Genomic DNA, 17,893 nt, shown 5'->3' with positions numbered 1-17,893 from the left:
TTTTACTCCTTTCTAATTATGAAATTTTTTTTCTCCTGCTTTTATTTCTATTGGTATAAAATCTTCCTTTGTCGGAATTGCACACGAGTAATTTGGACTGTATGCACAATATGGATTATATGCTAAGTTAAAATCTATGATATAAATATAATCTGGATTATTATGTTTTTCAAAATCGAGGTATCTTCCAACACCATAAGTTTCTTTATTTGTAGTTTTGTCTGTAAACCAGATTGAATAATATTTTTCTCCAGACTTTGTTGTTCCTTCATATACATTAACTTTGTATTCTTTGTTTTCATAATTAATTAGAACATATCCAAATCTTACTGCTTTTCTTGCTTCTCCCTTCGTTCCATAAATTGTTATGGTATCTTTTGGATTATACTCATATAATTTACTTTTGAAAACAAATTTTGGGTCAACATCAAAATATTTTAATTCATGAAATTCTACTTTGCCTTTGTAATTAAATGGGGAAGCAGGGTCATTTTTCATATACTCATTTTTAATTTTTCTTTGTTCTTCAATTGATTTGATATAATTAATTTCTTCTTCAGTATATTTTTGTCCGCAAGAAAAAAGCAGAAAAAATAAAATTGCTATTAATGAATATTTCATATTAATCTTTTTTCTCATCTACTTTCTTTTTTAGTTCATTTAATTTATTAAGAGCTTCAAGTGGAGTTAAATTTTCAATTGGGATATCAGAAATTTCTTTTCGAAGTTCATCATCTTTCATTTCAAATAAACTTATTTGATAACTATCCTGATATTTCATTTTAGCAAGTTTGGCTTTTTTGACTTCGTAAGGAGTTAGTTCTTTGCTTTCAAGATTTTCAAGAATTTGTTTTGCTCTCTTAGTTACAAATTCTGGCAATCCTGCCATTTGTGCTACCTGAATTCCGTAACTGTGGTCTGCACTTCCTGGTGTAACTTTGTGAAGAAAAATTACTTTATCCCCATATTCACGAACTTCTACTTTGTAATTTTTTATTCTTGGGAACAATTGAGCCATCTCATTTAATTCATGATAGTGAGTTGCAAAGAGTGTTTTTGCATTCAAGTTAGGATAATCATGCAGATATTCAGTTATTGCCCATGCAATTGAGATTCCATCAAAAGTACTTGTTCCTCTTCCAATTTCGTCAAGTAAAATCAAACTTTTGCTTGTAGCATTATTTAATATATTTGCTGCTTCTTGCATTTCAACTAAAAATGTACTTTCGCCAGAAGCAATATTGTCGCTTGCACCAACGCGAGTAAAAATTCTATCAACCAGACCTATGCGGGCTTCTTTAGCAGGAACGAATGAACCAATTTGTGCTAAAAGCACAATTAATCCAACTTGCCGCAGATATACTGATTTGCCTGCCATATTTGGTCCGGTTAAAATAATAATTTGATTTTCGGAAGAAGAAAGTTTACAGCTGTTCGGTGTGAATTTTTCTCCAGGCGGCAATATTCTTTCTACAACAGGATGGCGTCCATCTATAATTTCAATTACATCGGATTCATCAATAACAGGTTTTACATAATTATAATCTTCTGCACAATCAGCAAGTGATTGAAAACAATCAAGCATAGCAATCAGCCTTGCATTTTCCTGAATTTCCTGCACTGCTGATGCTGCAGCAGATCTTACTTGCTCAAATAATTCATATTCGAGTTTTGATATGTTTTCCTGAGCATTTAAAATTTTTTCTTCATATTCTTTTAATTCTGGAGTAATGTATCGCTCGCAATTTACGAGTGTTTGTTTTCGTATGTAATTTTCAGGAACTTTATCTTTATTGGCATGACTGATTTCAATATAGTAACCAAAGACTTTGTTGTAACTTACTTTTAGAGAAGGAATTTTAGTTCTTTCTCTTTCAGTTTTCTGAAGGTTTGAAATCCATTCTTTTGCATTTGTTGATAATTGCCTTAATTCATCAAGTTCAGGATTATATCCATTTCTGATTACACCACCATCTGAAATTGTAAGAGGCGGGTCATCAACTATTGCCTTTTCAATTTTTTCTATCAGCCAATCTAAACTGTTAAGCCTCTCATTAATTGTTCTTAATGTTTCTGCTTTTGTCTGGTCAAGAAGTTGTTTTATTAGTGGTATTTTTTTTAGAGATGTTTTGAGATTTATTAACTCACGAGGATTAATTCTTCCAGTGCATACTTTCGAAATTAATCTTTCTAAATCACCAATTTCTTTCAGTTCTGCCTGTAAATTTTTTCTTAATGATTTATTATTAAAAAATTCTTCAACACATTCCTGACGTTTAAGAATTGGCTCAAGCTTTTTGAGTGGTGCAGTAATCCATTTTTTAAGTAATCGTCCTCCCATTGCAGTTTGAGTTCTATCAAGAATTGAAATTAAAGAACCTTCTCGTTCTCCTTCTTGCATTGTGTATAGTATTTCAAGATTTCTTTTTGTAGAATAATCAAGAATCATGTAATCAGATGGATTGTAATGGCTGATTTTACTTATATGCGGAAGATTAGCTCTTTGAGTTTCGCGTAAATAGTTTAATGCTGCACCTGATGCACAAATGGCTGCATTTAAATTTTCAATTCCAAATCCTTTCAAAGTTTTCACATTAAAATGATTCATCAAAAGTTCCGAGCAGTATTCATAATCAAAAATCCAGTCATCAATTTTTGTGATTCGTGCATTTGTAGCATACTTTTGAATCAATGGTTCAAGTTCATTTTTTAATTTTTTTGGAATTAAAATTTCAGATGGATTTATTAAACCAAATTGACTGTTTAACTCAGATTTTTTTACTTCATAAGTTTGAAATTCACCTGTTGAAATGTCACAGAATGCAAGTCCAGCAATATCATTTTGAATATAGATTGAAAGAAGATAATTATTTTTTTTGTGGTCAAGAAGCTTTTCAGAGAAAGCAACACCGGGAGTTACAACTTCAATTACTTCTCGTTTAACAATTCCCTTAGCAAATTTTGGGTCTTCCATTTGTTCACATACTGCAACACGATAACCGGCACGAACAAGTTTAGGTAAGTAAGTATCTATTGCATGATGTGGAAAACCTGCAAGTGGCACGTCTTCTGCTACACCGTTAGAACGCTTTGTTAATGTAATCCCAAGAACTTTTGAAGCTATTTTTGCATCTTCTTCAAAAGTTTCAAAAAAATCTCCAACCCTGAACAATAAAATAGTATCCGGGTATTGTTCTTTTATCCTTGCATATTGAGCCATCAACGGTGTAATTGACATATAAAAAATCTAATTTTTGGCTGAAAAATATACTATAATGTTGAACTAATCACAATTAAACTTAATAGATTACTCAAATTGAATGGATGAAAAATTTATACAGAATTTTAAAATTTCTTTTTGAAACACTGAAAACACAGATTTTGATAGATTCTCACAGGTTTTAAAATTGAAAAATTTTTTGTTAGCTCTGATTTTGAAACGAAAATTATTTGAAAACTGAGACTCAATTTTTCTATTTTTATTTGACAGAGCTTTTAACCATCAACTAAATTTTTGTGAACTGAACTAAAAAGTCAGTCATTATCAGAATTTTGTTGCTTGATATTCTGCTTTTAAGCCTTATTAAAATACTTTCATAAATTTTCGATAATAGATGGAAGAATTTATTTAAGCCATTAATCATAATTATGGTTTAATCAGAAAACTTAATTAATTATATTGTAACTGGATTTGAAATTAATTTTGTCAAAATGAAAAAATATTGCACAAAAATAAGCTGCAAATATTATTCTGATGATTTTTTCTTGAATAGAAAATTTCCAAAGTATGAATTTCACATTGCAAGAGAAATTAGAAAGAAATACGATTTTTCAGATGAGATTTTTTCAATTAATGGAAATGTAATATTTGCTGATTTTCACTCTGTTAGAGTTTTTGTTCACAAAATAAATTCTAAAAGAAAATTAGAAGATTATGTTCAGGCGGGCAAATTAAATGCATCGGCATTGATTGATGAGATTTATCATTATTTATTCAGACAGTATGAATTTCAGGTTAATCCAGGTGTTTATCAAAAGGCATTAAATCATCTTCAAAAAGAACTTGGTGAAGAAAATCTTAGGAAAATTTTATTTGAATTTGTTGATTTGTTTCCACCACTTGAAGTATATAGAGGTAAAATTGGTGCTTATGATTATTTGAATTCATTTACAGAAAACAAATCCAATCAGGAAATTACACTCGAAGAATTATCACTTCTTTACTTTGCTAACTTTAATCCTGTTAACAAAAATATAATCGAACTCTTTGATGAAAATTATTTTTCAAATAAAAATTTATATAAAAAAGTAATTGAAACACTGGAAGAATTTTTTAAGCAGGAAAAAAAGTTTGGTCTAGATAATCAGGATTTATTTACATTCTTCAAGACTCCAATTCTAATAGCTCCAGATGATGTTGAAGCACAGCTCGATTTTATTCGAGAGAAATGGGGTATTTTACTTGATGAAAAATTTATAAAGAAAATTTTAAGTAGCAAAGATTTCATTAAAGAAGAATATGGACCAATTGCAGGTGGTGGTCCGCCGCCAGCAGTTCCTCCTCAATATAAAGGTAAAATAAGCGATGCAGATTTATTGAGACTTGGAAAATCAGGCTACAAATATGCTTATGATATTTCAAAAGCTTATGAAGAACCTGAACAGTTTACTGCAGATACTGACTGGATGCCTAATGTAATTTTAATTGCAAAAAATACTTATGTATGGTTAGACCAGCTGTCAAAAAAATATCATCGTCACATAAAAACTTTAGACCAAATTCCAGATGAAGAACTATGGCAACTCTCACGATGGGGATTTAATGCTTTATGGCTTATTGGAATCTGGGAGCGGAGCAGTGCTTCAAAAAAAATAAAACATTTGATGGGCAATATCGAAGCGGCTGCTTCGGCTTATTCACTTTATGATTATCAAATTGCTGCTGATTTAGGTGGAGAAGAGGCATTTCAAAATTTAAATGCAAGAGCAAAGAAATTTGGAATTCGTTTAGCAAGTGATATGGTCCCAAATCATACAGGAATTTATTCTAAGTGGATTGTTGAACATCCAGAATATTTTATTCAAACTGCTTTTCCTCCTTTCCCAAATTATTCTTTTTCAGGACCCGATTTATCTGATGACCCATCAATTTCAATAAGAATTGAAGATGGATACTGGACAAGAACTGATGCAGCAGTTGTGTTCGAAAGAATTGATAATAGAACAGGTGAAAGAAGATATATTTATCACGGCAATGATGGAACAAATATGCCTTGGAACGATACTGCACAACTTAATATGCTTTTGCCGGAAGTTCGTGAAGCTGTAATTCAAAAAATATTTGAAGTAGCAAGAAAGTTTTCAATCATTCGCTTTGATGCTGCAATGACTTTAACAAAAAGACATTTCTCAAGACTCTGGTATCCTGAACCTGGCACTGGTGGCGATATCCCCTCTCGTGCTGATTTTGCTATGACAAAAGAGGAATTCGATAAATTATTTCCTGTAGAATTCTGGCGCGAAGTGGTAGATAGAATTAATACCGAAATGCCAAATACACTTTTGCTTGCCGAAGCTTTCTGGCTTCTCGAAGGTTATTTTGTAAGAACTCTTGGAATGCACCGCGTTTATAACTCTGCTTTTATGAATATGCTAATGAGAGAGGAAAATGAAAAATATCGGGATTTGATTACTAACACACTTGAATTTGAACCCGAAATCTTAAAACGATATGTAAATTTTATGAGTAATCCTGATGAAGAAACTGCTATTAAACAATTTGGTTCTGATGATAAATATTTTGGTGTCTGCACTTTAATGGTTACAATGCCAGGCTTGCCAATGTTTGCTCATGGACAGATTGAAGGATTTATTGAAAAGTATGGAATGGAATATCAAAAAGCTTATTATCACGAAACTCCAAATCAATATTTGATTGATAGACATGAAAAAGAAATTTTCCCTCTAATGAAAAAAAGATATTTGTTCAGTTCAATTGAAAATTTCTGGTTCTATGATTTTATTGATAACTATGGACATGTTAACGAAAATGTTTTTGCATTTTCAAATTATGTTAATGATGAAAGAGTTATTGTTATTTACAATAATAAATTTGAAAGCACTGCAGGTAAAATATTTCGTTCGACTCCAAAATTAATTTCTGTAAATGATAAAAAAGAAATCTATACAAAAACCTTAGCATCTGCACTCAACTTAAAACGCTCAAAAGAATATTACTATATTTATCGAGACCATGTTACCAATCTTGAATATCTTCGTTCTGGGCTGGATTTTAATGTTGACGGACTTTATGTAGAACTTGGAGCTTTCAAATATGCAGTTTTTATTGATTTCAGAGAAATTTATGATGAATATGGTGACTGGGAAAAACTTGACCGCAGATTACAGGGCAAGGGTGTTCCAAATGTTGCAAGAGCTTTAATCGAAATGCAACTTGAACCAATCCACATTGCATTTGAACATATGTTCGATGATGAAATTTTGAATAACTTTGTTAAAGCCTGCATTGCTGGAGATAATGAAGAAATTCAAAAAGATGTAAGAATTAAATTTATTGATAATAAATATTACAGACTTTTAAGCACAATTAATTCACACCTAAATCTTAATCAGGATATTAAACCAATTCTCAAAAATTTTGACAGAGAAATTTCTACTGTAAGAAAACTTAATCATCTTCTCGATTTATATTTTTCTCGGGAAGAAAATCTGCTCAATATAAATTTGCATAAAGCTGTGGTTACAAATAAAGCAAGAAATTATAAAGAAGATTCAATTTTATTTATAATGTGGCTTGTGATATCTAATATCGGTCAAATGTTTGAAGATGAAGGTGACATCAACAAAAGAAATTATATAAATAAAATTTTACTTGACACACCAATAAGAAAAATATTGAAAAAACTTGGCCGCGGCGAGTATGATATTTTCCGTTCAATGCTTTTAATTAATATACTTCAAGAAATTAACACAGGATTAATTGAATTATTCTGCACTGTTAAAGATGTTGAACAAAAAAATAATTCAAATAAAATTGAACTTGGTTGCATAATTAAGCTTCTTACGGATGAAAATGTTAAGTTGTTTATTGGAGTAAATGAATATCAAAATATTGTTTATTACAGTAAAGAAAATTTTGAAGAACTCTTAGACTGGCTGCTTACAATTTCAATTCTTGAAAAAATGATATTAATCATTTTAGAAAGTAATCCTGAAAATGAAGAAGATTATAAAAAACTTCATCTTGAAATTGTTGAGTTAATTAATCATTCATTTAAGAAATATCAAATGGTTAAAAAGTTATCTGATGAATCAGGTTATAGATTGGAAGATTTTATTGATAGTTTGAATAAGTTAGCAGAAAAGATTGATAATTAATTTTTATATGAGCTTTTATAAAATTGAATCTTGCTAAAGCAGTTATTGTTTATAAAGTTATTAAGGAAATTAAAATGAAATTAAAAAATATTTTATTAATTACAGCATTTGGCATATTGCCTTTAATTATTTCTTCCTGCTGCGGATGTAAAAAAATTAGTGCTGAAGAAAAATTTGTTAAAGGATATATTACCGTAGTTGGTAATGAACCATTTTCTAAACTTGCAGTAAAAACAAACGATGATAAAGTGTATATCTTAAAATGCAATAAAGAAATGGAAGATTTTTTATATAGACAGCAAGGAAATTATTATTTAATTTATTTCTCGGATAGTAAAATTGAAATGGATATTCCTGTTATAACAGTTGAAAAAGCAATGCCAGTTGAAAAAGAAAAAGAAGGAAATTAAAGAATGAAAAGAATATATATTCTGTGGCTGATAATTTTTGCTTCTGTCCTTTATTCTCAAACAATTCCAGAACTAAATATTGTAGAGGATAAAAGAAAAAGTTATCCAGTAGACCCCAGACCTTATTTAGAAAGATTTAATCAGGTTAATGGAATAGATTTAACACAACCAGTTCAGGAAGATAATGTTCTCAGAAAGACTACTGCATGGAATTTTAAAGTTGGAGATAAAAGGTCCTGGTATTCATCGGATTTTGCAACCAATGCTTTCTATCAAGTGCCTTCAACATGTCGAGCTGTTGGTAATTATTGTTACATATTTGTAGAAGATAAATTATGGGATGCCGATAAAGTTGATTCTGTTTCTGTTAAGAAAGTATTAAATGCATTTGAATCAAAAACACCGGCTAATTCTTCAAAAGGAATTTATCAAACAAATATTGAAACATTTGGTAACCCGCCTGATATTGATGGTGACCCGAAAATCATTATACTCATTCTTGATATTAAAGATGGTTATTCGGGCAGCGGCGGATATGTTGCAGGATATTTTTATGCTTATCATGAATACACAACTTCTCAATACACGAATAGTAATAAAGCAGAAATTTATTTCTTGGATGGAGCTCAGAATAACTTAAATTCAGCAGACGGATTGGAAACCGCAATGAGCACTACTGCTCACGAATTTCAGCACATGATACATTGGAACTATTTCAGAAATAAAATAGAAGAAACTTTTTTTGATGAAGCATGGTCACTCATTGCAGAAGTAATTAATGGTTATCCCTTATATTCTCAAAATTATTATGCTAATGAATCAAATCATTACTTATTTGATTGGCGAAGAGATAATGCAACTGCAGTTTTAAATGATTATTCACGTGCTGCGAGATTTGCTCTTTATTTAAAAGAACAATTTGGTGTGCAGATATTTAAGAAATATTTAGAAAATGGTATCACTGCAGCAAGCGGACTCGATTATACTTTACAAAAATTGGGTTCTAGCAGAAGATTTACGGATATCCTTGAAGATTGGTTCATTGCAAATTATCTTAACAATAAGAATGTGAATTCAAGATGGGGCTACAGCTATCCTGATTTACCTAAAATGAAGTCAATTGTTTATCCCAATCCAAATGTTACAGCAACAAAAAGTGTTTATAAGTATGGTGTTCAGTATATAACTTTTAATAATGGAAAAAATTTGAATATAATGTTTAATAATCTCGGGAATAATATTAAAATAAAAGCAATAAAGATTAGCAACAATTTTGCTGCAATAGAAGATATATCTACAACTACAGATTATTCATACCCTGATTTTGGAACAACTTACAATGAAATTACATTTATGATTTATTTTATTGACCAGAGTGAAAGTAAAACAGGTCCCTTTAATTTTTCTTATTCTGCAGATGGAATTTTTGAAAACAAACCAATTGAAATAGCTTATGATAATAAAGCTCCGGTAGGTGTTTTTCCCTGGGAAATAGGAGATTCGGTGGCAGTTGAATTTAGTGGAATTGCCGGAACAAAGCTTGATTCAATTAAAGTTGCTTTGAGAACTTTAAGTGCTATGAATGGAGGTATATGGTATAAATCAACAACACAAGGTAAATATTTAGGGAAAAAATTAGCTGAATTTTCAGTAATGGGTAAATATTATGTGGAGGGAAATTATCCTCCAGAATGGCCAAACTGGGTATCAGTTGATTTAAGTGATAAAAACATAAGTACAGGTTCTGATTTTATAGTATCATTTTATATTGATGGAAATTATTTGGGGGTTAGTAACCCCAATAATAAATATGGACCAAATAGAGTAATGCATACATATCAGCTTAGTTCAAATAGTGTAACATATACCACTAATGGAGATACTAAAGGTTGGTATAAATTTTATGTAGATAAATCATCACCACAGGATTCATTTGTAGTCTATCTCATTCGTGCATATGTAAGTTATATAACTTCTGATAATAAAGAAGTAATAGAACTTTTGCCGCGCACATATTCACTCGAACAAAATTATCCCAATCCATTTAATCCATCTACAATTATTTCTTATCAAATACCTGAGATGACTAATGTTCAGATAAAAATTTATGATGCACTCGGAAGAGAAGTCAGAACATTAATTGATGAAATTAAACCTGCTGGAAAATATAATATTGCATGGGATGGTAGAGATAATTTTGGGAACCTGATTTCAAGTGGAGTTTATTTCTATAAAATTATTGCAGGAAATTTTGTTCAGACTAAAAAAATGATTTTGATGAAATAAATACTTCTTATTTTAGAATTAGCGAATTTAAATTCCTATGAAATACATAAAATTTAGAAATTATAGTGAACAAGTTCCTATCGGTAAAATTGTGTGTATTGGCAGAAACTATGCAGCACATGCAAAAGAATTAGGCAACGAAGTTCCAGAATTTCCAGTAATTTTTTTGAAAGCTGCTTCAAATGTAATTTATTCTGGCGAAGCGGTTATTCATCCAGAATATTCGAACAACTTGCATCATGAAGTAGAACTTGTTCTTTATATCGGAGAGACAATTAAAAATGCTAATGACCAATCAGCTGAAGAAGCAATTCATGGCTATGCTGTTGGACTTGATATGACTTTGCGTGATTTACAATTTGAATTTATGAAAAAAGGCGACCCATGGACATTATCAAAAAGCTTCGATACTTCGGCTGTCCTTTCAAATTTTGTTTTGAAAAAAGATTATAAGCTTAGAGGTGATGAAAAAATCTCACTTTCTGTTAATGGAACGATAAGACAAAATTCATCTTTGAATAATATGTTGTTTTCTCCTTCAAAAATTGTAAAGTATGTAACGGAAAAAATGACACTCGAAAAAGGAGATTTAATTTTTACTGGAACTCCTGAAGGTGTTGGAAGAGTAGTGCCGGGAGACAAAATTTTTGCAGAGATTGAAAATATTGGAACCCTTGAAACAACCATTGTAAAATAAAGGAGCAATGCTATGCCGGTATTTGAATACAGATGCAATGATTGTGGAAAAAAGTTCGAAATATTTTTTAAATCACTCGGAGATTCTGAAAAAATTAAATGTCCGGAATGTTCTTCTGAAAATATTAGTAAGTTATTTTCTTCTTTCAATTCTTCTGTTAATTCTTCATTATCAGAAAATTTCCAATGTTGCTGTAGTGAAAATAAAAGTTATGCAAACAGTAGTTCTTGCTTTAGCGGTATGTGTAATTTGAATGATTAATGATTTTCAATTAAAAATCTCTTCTGAAATTCAACTGCATCTTCAAACATATAAGCATTATTGAACATTACATAGTTTATTTTTTTGCTGCACGAAGAATATATTTTTTCTTTTTCATCAGAATTTATTTTGTAGTTATAATTAATTTTTTTCCCTTCGTAACTTCCATGAATTCTGAAGTAATTAAAATTGCCATATGTTGATTTGTTTAAAACTGGTGCAAGAGGGTCAACACAATGAATTAATTTCAATTCACTGCAAATTTCTTTAATTTCTTCCGAATTCCAGTTGCCTCTGACTTCCCAGATAAATTGAAAATTTTTATTGTGCCTAATCAGATTAAAAAAATTGATAATATTTTTTTTGTTCGATTCCTCAGGCTTAAATGATGCAGGAGTTTGAAATAATATTTTTGTGCAATTTAGTTTTTTTGCAAATTCTTGTGTTCGTTCCCATGCTTTTAATACTTCATCTGTCGGCTGAAAAAATCCATAATACTTTTTTCTGTTTTCAGGAATTTTTTCTTTTAATCTTCTATAAGTAAAACTTGAGGCGGGATGTGTAATTAACTGCCAGGCTTTAATAATAAATTCAAAATTTTTGTTTATTGCTTGTGCTTCTTGTTTCCACTTTTCTGCAATATTTATTTCGGGGATTTGATAAAATGTAATGTTAATTTCAATGCAGTCAAAAGTATTAAAATATTTTTTGTGAGATACTATAAAACCGCAGCAACCTGGAATTATCTTTTTATCATTTCCTTTCATGGATTAAAATCGTAAAGACTGATATTAAATTCAGAAAATTTTTTTATATGTAAAAATTTTTATAGATTTTGCACCCAAAAAACGGAGTTTATAAATGGCAAAGCAACAATCATTTGCAGATAAAGTAAAAACGAAAGCAAAATCCACACATGTTAATGTAAAAGTTGTGAAAACAATCAAGACACCAAACGGCACATACAAATTTCAGGAAAGATTTGTAAAGCTTGATGATATAAGCAAGGTAACAGAAATTAAATAATTTTTTCTCTTTTTCTATTCTGTATCTAAAAACTGATTATTTATCTAAACAACAAAATTGTTTAAAAAAATAAAAGCCGCTTTCAAAAGAAGCGGCTTTTTTAGTTAATCTGATACAACTTCAATAGCAGGATTTACTTCTCTTTTCAATAAATTTTCAATAGCAAGAAGAGTTCCTCGAATAGAACTTGGACAGCTTCCGCATGCACCTTGATATCGAATTTTTAATGTGAAACCTTCCAACCCTCTTATTTCGAGACCGCCGCCATCTCCTGCTAGTGCTGGTCGAACACGAGTATCAATTACTTCATTTATTCTTTTTAATAATTCAGTTTGTTCTTCTGTGCTTATCTGAAAACTTTCTTTTTCAGGAGGTATTAAAGACTTATCAAACTTTTTGATGAAATCAACAAAAGGCCGTTGAATTTGTCCCCACTGAACTGAAGGGTCTTTTTCAATTGTGATGAACTTATCCATATAAAAAACAGAAACTACTCCAGGAATTTCGAAAATACCTTTTGCTAAAGGGTCGTTTTGTGCTTCTTCTTTGTTCTTAAAATTTCTTGCTTCTTTATTCAGCAATTTTTCATTCAGAATAAATTTTAGTGCCTGTGGATTGGGAGTTAAATCAACATCTTCTATCATTAACATAGTTTATTCCTTTTTCTTTTTTAACTAAAAAATTTTGACAAAGGTTCAATTATTTCAATGCAATCTTATCAAAAAAATGATTACTATTCAAGCTGAAGTTAATTTTTTGACCTGTTATCAATAATGATTACAAATTCACCTTTGAGATTTTCTTTTTCAACTTCTTTTTGAATCTCTCCAACTTTTCCTCTAAAAAATTTTTCTGAGGGCATAGTTAAGTTGAAAGCTAAAACAATATTTGTGTTCTCACCAAATACTTTTGAAATATCTGATAAAATAGATTTTAATCTGTAAGGAGTTTCCATTAATATTATCAACTCTTTGATTGACTTCAAATGCTGTAATTCTTTTTTCCGTAAATCTTTTTTTGGAGAAATCCAACCCGCATAAAAAAATTTATTCAATTTGAAACCTGAACCAACAAGAGCTGTAAGCAATGAATTTGCTCCAGGGACAGGAACAATTTCGATATTTGATTCAATGCAAAGTTGAACAAGTAGGTAGCCTGGGTCAGAAAAAAGAGGCGTTCCACAATCAGAAATTAATGCAGCATTTTTTCCTTCTTTAATTTTTTGAAATAACTCGATTGAAGCTTCTTTTTCGTTATGCTCATTTAGTGAGAAAAGTTCTTTTTTGATTTTATAATGCGAGAGTAATCGGTTTGCTTCTTTAAATTCTTCGCAGATAATAAAATCAACATCATTCAATACTTTTAATGCACGAAGTGTAATATCTTCAATGTTTCCGATTGGTGTTGAAACGATATATAATTTGGGTTTCATAAAATAGGAAGCAGATAACTCAGATTAAGTAAATTTGCCTGCTCTAATTAAAAACATCTTGCTCTGAGTCATCTGATTTTATTTCATCATATCTGTTTATTCATCTAATAAGCTTTTAATCTTTTCTTTAATTTCTATTATTGGAACGATTAACTTCTCACCTGACTTTCTGATTTTTATTTCAACATTTCCATTCTTCAAATTTTTTTCACCAACAATTATTTGCAGCGGCATTCCAAGTAAATCTGCATCATTGAATTTAAACCCAGCACTAACATCATATCTATCGTCATAAATAACTTCAAAACCTGAAGTTTGCAGTTCATTGTATAACTTTTCGCATGTCTCTTTAATATCAGGATTTTTCATATTAAGACCGATTAGATGAACATCAAATGGCGATAATGGTTTTTTCCAGATAATTCCTTTTTCATCATAATTTTGTTCTAAAAAGCAAGCAAGAATTCTTTCAACTCCAATTCCATAACTTCCCATTACAACAGGATGTTCTTTTCCATTTTCATCGAGAAAATTAACACCAAGAGCTTCAGAATATTTTGTTCCTAATTTGAAAATATGTCCAAGTTCAATTGCTTTAAAAACTTGAAGCGATGAATTACATCTTATACATTTTTCACCATTTTCAACAATTCTTAAATCGTAGTATTCGATATTTGGAACATCACGTATCAAATCAATTCCACCTATATGATAATTATTTTTATTTGCACCGCTGTAAAGATTATTTGCATCTTTCAATAAATTATCTGCAATTATTCTATGCTTAAATCCAATTGGACCAATTGAGCCGGCATCTGCACCTGAAATTTCTTTAAGTTCATCTGGATGAGCCGGACGAACATTTCCTCCCAGTACGGCTTGAAGTTTAGTTTCATTAACTTCATCGTTTCCAAGCATCAAAACTAAAACAGGATTACCATTATGTATGTAAATCCTTGATTTAGCAGTTTCATGTTCATCAATATTAAGAAATGCACATAGTTCGTCAATTGATTTGACATTGGGTGTATGAATTTCATGAATCTCTTTACTTGAGTTATAACGAATAGCTGGTTGAGTGATTGATTGTGCTACTTCTACATTTGCTGCATATCCACAATTTTCGCAGTATGCTACAGTATCTTCTCCAGCATCACTTTTAACCATGAATTCCTCTGATTTACTTCCGCCCATTGCACCGCTTGATGCACCGACAACAAAATATTTCAGACCGCATCTATCAAAAATTTTTCTATAAGCTTTATCATGCATTTCATAAGATTTATCTAAATCTTCAAAAGTTTTATCCAGTGAGTAAGAATCTTTCATTATAAATTGACGGCCTCTAATCACACCGCTTCGTGGCCGAGGCTCGTTTCTAAATTTTGTTTGTATCTGATACCAGATTTGTGGTAAATCTTTGTATGATGTTATCGCACCTTTTGCATGCCATGCTACAATTTCTTCGTGAGTTGGAGCTAAAACATAATCACGATTTTTAACATGAAACATAATATCACCAAATGCTTCAACTCTTCCAGTTTGTTCCCATATTTCTCTTGGATTAAGTGCAGGATAATGAAATTCCTGTCCACCAATAGCATTCATCTCTTCTCGAATTATATCCATAATTTTTCGAATTACTTTGTAACCAAGTGGGAGCCAGGTATAAATTCCAGCTGATAATTGCCGCACTAATCCTGCTCTTATCATTAAGATATGACTTGGAATTACAGCTTCGGCTGGTATTTCTTTTAATGTTGGAACAAAAGATTTGCTTAATTTCATTTCTTGCTCTTTGTTAAAAATTTAGTTGCAAAGATAAGAAATACGAGTCCTAATTAAAACATCATTTTAATTTTGTAATGAATAAAAATACAGAAACAGCTTAAATAAGAATTGATGAGACTTCAAAAATATGGCTTGATTGGAAATAAAAGTTTGTGTAACAGTTATATTTTTTTATGGCTATAAATTTTTAGATGTAAAAGCTGCAGCAATTTTATTCTACAAATTGATTTTATATCAATCATATTATGTTTATTTTTATGTAGTATTAATATGGTAAGAAATGAATTCATTTGACCCTGTAACTCAAGACCCAATTTATATTAACAGAGAATTTCCATCATCAATGGTCCCTGTAGTATTTGAAAGTAAAGGGAATAAAATTTTAGGGACAATGCTTCTTGCTGCCGATGAAGATTTGCATCCTACAATAATTTTATTACATGGATTTCCTGGCAACGAGACAAATCTGGATTTGGCACATGTTTTCAGAAGACAGGGATTTAATGTTCTTATATTTCACTACAGAGGATGCTGGGGAAGTGAAGGTGATTTCTGCTGGAAAAATTTAACAGAAGACCTTGATGCAGCAGTAAAATTTATTAAGACAGATGAATCAAAGGAAAAATTCAGAATTGACAGCAAAAGAATAATTTTAATTGGATACAGCATGGGAGGATTTGCAGCTTTGTATTATTCAATTTTTCATGATGAAATAAAAAATATTGTTTCGATTGCAGGTTTTAATTCAGGAGCATTCGGTGAAATTTTAAAACTGAACAAAGAAATTTATCTGCAAGGTATTGAAAAAATTAAAAGTGCTATTTCATTCGTTAAAAATACAAGTGCAGAAAATTTATTAGATGAACTTATAGCAAATAAAAATGAATGGAATTTATTGAGCTATGTTAGCAAGTTATCATTAAAAAATCTTTTGTTGATTGGAGCTAAGTATGATACAACTGCTCCGCTTGAGATTCATCATCTGCCATTAGTAGCCTCATTAAGATTAATAAATGCACAAAATTTTGAAGAATATATTCTTGAATGCGGACATTCATTTTTAGATAAAAGAATTCAACTGGCAAAAATAATTTCTAATTGGTTATCAAAAATTGAGTATTAAAAATGGAAGAGAAAAATTTATATGATATGCCTGCAGAAGAATTTAAATCCACAGGATATAAGTTAATTGATTGGTCTACAAATTATCTTAAAAATATAGAAGAATTTCCTGTTCTACCTGATATTAAGCCAGGTGATATTAAATCAAAACTTCCTTCTGAACCCCCACAAAAAGGAGAAGAGTTGGATAGTATAATTAATGACATTAATGAAATAATTTTACCGGGAGTTACACACTGGCAGCATCCTAATTTTATGGCTTATTTTGCTTCAACAGCAAGTGGACCAGGAATTCTTGCTGATATTGTTAGTTCAACTTTGAACTCAAATGGCATGGTCTGGAAATCTTCTCCAGCTTTAACCGAACTTGAAGATGTTGTATTAAACTGGTATAAAAAAATGCTCAATATTCCAGGTGAATTTAAGGGAATAATTTATGACACAGCATCAGTTAGTTCTCTTCATGGAATTGCAGCTGCTCGCGAATATCTTAATCTTGACATTAGAAATAAAGGCTTAAACGGTTTATCAAAGCTACGGCTCTATTGTTCTGAACAAGCTCATTCATCAATTGAAAAAGCTGCTATTACCTTAGGTATTGGATTAGAAGGAGTAAAAAAAATTCCAGTAGATTCAGACTTTAGAATGATTCCTTCTGAACTTGAAAATGCAATTAAACAGGATATTCTAAATGGTATTAAACCATTCTGTGTTGTAGCAACAATTGGGACTACATCAACAACGAGTGTAGACCCTGTAAATGAAATAGCTGAAATATGTCAAAAATATAATTTGTGGCTTCATGTTGATGCTGCTTACGCAGGTTCAGCAGCAATGTTGCCTGAAATGAAAGAATATTTCATTGGAATTGAAAAAGCTGATTCAATTGTTACCAATCCTCATAAATGGCTTTTTGTCCCTATAGATTTGAGTGCATTTTATATAAGTAAACCTGAAATATTGAAAAGAGCTTTTTCACTTGTACCTGAATATCTTAAAAGCAGAGAAGATTCTATTGTTGATAATTTGATGGATTACGGAGTTCAACTTGGCAGAAGATTTCGTGCATTAAAATTGTGGTTTGTTATCAGATATTTCGGAGTTGATGGTTTAAGAGAAAGAATTAGAGAACATATTCGTCTTGCAAAATTATTTGCAAATTGGATTGATGAACATCCCAATTTCGAAAGATTAGCTCCAGTTCCTTTCAGCACAGTCTGTTTTAGAGCTAAATTAAATGGTATGGATGAAGATTCACTTAACAGCTTAAATGAAAAATTAATTAATGAAATTAATTCTACTGGGAAATTATTTCTTACTCATACAAAATTAAATAATAAATTTACATTGCGACTTGTAATATCAGGGATACGACAGGAGGAACGACATGTTAAACAGGCTTGGGAGCTAATCAAAGAAAAATTAAACTCCTTTTAATATTCCTTCATTAATAAGTTTTTATATATTATT

14 protein-coding genes are annotated in these 17,893 nt (G+C 30.5%); 8 read left to right on the top strand and 6 right to left on the bottom strand.

The window, feature by feature from the left end:
- Positions 1-12: 12 nt before the first annotated feature.
- On the bottom strand, positions 13-639 hold the full coding sequence (locus VJY32_RS12730) for a DUF1684 domain-containing protein (RefSeq protein ID WP_353678303.1): 627 nt from the start codon (positions 637-639) through the stop codon (positions 13-15).
- Positions 623-3,238 carry a DNA mismatch repair protein MutS gene (gene mutS / locus VJY32_RS12725; protein WP_353678302.1) on the bottom strand — a complete coding sequence of 872 codons (2,616 nt, stop codon included), beginning with the start codon at positions 3,236-3,238 and terminating at the stop codon, positions 623-625. The genes VJY32_RS12730 and mutS overlap by 17 nt, the downstream gene beginning before the upstream one ends.
- A gap of 473 nt (positions 3,239-3,711) precedes the next feature.
- On the opposite strand from mutS, the gene VJY32_RS12720 reads away from it, so the two are divergent.
- The 5 genes from VJY32_RS12720 to VJY32_RS12700 all read left to right on the top strand — a co-directional run bounded on the left by VJY32_RS12720 (position 3,712) and on the right by VJY32_RS12700 (position 11,052).
- Positions 3,712-7,398, top strand: coding sequence for an alpha-amylase family glycosyl hydrolase (locus tag VJY32_RS12720; protein ID WP_353678301.1), 3,687 nt, complete (start codon positions 3,712-3,714; stop codon positions 7,396-7,398).
- A gap of 74 nt (positions 7,399-7,472) precedes the next feature.
- Positions 7,473-7,808, top strand: coding sequence for a hypothetical protein (locus tag VJY32_RS12715; RefSeq protein WP_353678300.1), 336 nt, complete (start codon positions 7,473-7,475; stop codon positions 7,806-7,808).
- A 3-nt stretch (positions 7,809-7,811) separates the two neighbouring features.
- Positions 7,812-10,094 (top strand): T9SS type A sorting domain-containing protein, encoded by a 2,283-nt coding sequence (locus VJY32_RS12710; protein WP_353678299.1) that lies wholly within the window; start codon positions 7,812-7,814, stop codon positions 10,092-10,094.
- Positions 10,095-10,131: 37 nt separating this feature from the next.
- Positions 10,132-10,791: a fumarylacetoacetate hydrolase family protein gene (locus VJY32_RS12705; protein ID WP_353678298.1), complete on the top strand. Its 660-nt coding sequence runs from the start codon at positions 10,132-10,134 to the stop codon at positions 10,789-10,791.
- Positions 10,792-10,803: 12 nt separating this feature from the next.
- Positions 10,804-11,052 (top strand): FmdB family zinc ribbon protein, encoded by a 249-nt coding sequence (locus tag VJY32_RS12700; RefSeq protein WP_353678297.1) that lies wholly within the window; start codon positions 10,804-10,806, stop codon positions 11,050-11,052.
- On the opposite strand, the gene VJY32_RS12695 is transcribed toward VJY32_RS12700, so the two are convergent.
- Complete coding sequence (locus VJY32_RS12695; protein WP_353678296.1) at positions 11,049-11,819, bottom strand: DUF72 domain-containing protein; 771 nt, start codon at positions 11,817-11,819, stop codon at positions 11,049-11,051. The two genes, VJY32_RS12700 and VJY32_RS12695, sit on opposite strands and share 4 nt — an antisense overlap.
- Positions 11,820-11,913: 94 nt before the next feature.
- Here VJY32_RS12695 and VJY32_RS12690 point away from each other — a divergent pair, with 94 nt between their 5' ends.
- Complete coding sequence (locus VJY32_RS12690; RefSeq protein WP_353678295.1) at positions 11,914-12,078, top strand: hypothetical protein; 165 nt, start codon at positions 11,914-11,916, stop codon at positions 12,076-12,078.
- Positions 12,079-12,182: 104 nt separating this feature from the next.
- Here VJY32_RS12690 and VJY32_RS12685 read toward each other — a convergent pair whose 3' ends face one another.
- The 3 genes from VJY32_RS12685 to VJY32_RS12675 form a co-directional block, all read right to left on the bottom strand.
- Positions 12,183-12,728: a NifU family protein gene (locus VJY32_RS12685; protein WP_353678294.1), complete on the bottom strand. Its 546-nt coding sequence runs from the start codon at positions 12,726-12,728 to the stop codon at positions 12,183-12,185.
- Between the two features lie 98 nt (positions 12,729-12,826).
- A complete protein-coding gene (gene rsmI, locus VJY32_RS12680; protein WP_353678293.1) occupies positions 12,827-13,510 on the bottom strand; it encodes a 16S rRNA (cytidine(1402)-2'-O)-methyltransferase in 684 nt (227 codons plus the stop codon).
- Positions 13,511-13,606: 96 nt separating this feature from the next.
- Complete coding sequence (locus VJY32_RS12675) at positions 13,607-15,298, bottom strand: proline--tRNA ligase (RefSeq protein WP_353678292.1); 1,692 nt, start codon at positions 15,296-15,298, stop codon at positions 13,607-13,609.
- Between the two features lie 283 nt (positions 15,299-15,581).
- Here VJY32_RS12675 and VJY32_RS12670 point away from each other — a divergent pair, with 283 nt between their 5' ends.
- The gene (locus VJY32_RS12670; protein ID WP_353678291.1) at positions 15,582-16,424 is read left to right on the top strand and encodes an alpha/beta hydrolase family protein; all 843 of its coding nucleotides are present in this window, start codon (positions 15,582-15,584) and stop codon (positions 16,422-16,424) included.
- 2 nt (positions 16,425-16,426) lie between these two features.
- On the top strand, positions 16,427-17,860 hold the full coding sequence (locus tag VJY32_RS12665) for a pyridoxal phosphate-dependent decarboxylase family protein (protein WP_353678290.1): 1,434 nt from the start codon (positions 16,427-16,429) through the stop codon (positions 17,858-17,860).
- Positions 17,861-17,893 lie beyond the last annotated feature (33 nt).

The organism is Rosettibacter primus, from assembly GCF_036860675.1.
GTDB classification, from domain to species: domain Bacteria; phylum Bacteroidota; class Ignavibacteria; order Ignavibacteriales; family Melioribacteraceae; genus Rosettibacter; species Rosettibacter primus.
This window is presented reverse-complemented; position numbering and strand designations above follow the sequence as displayed.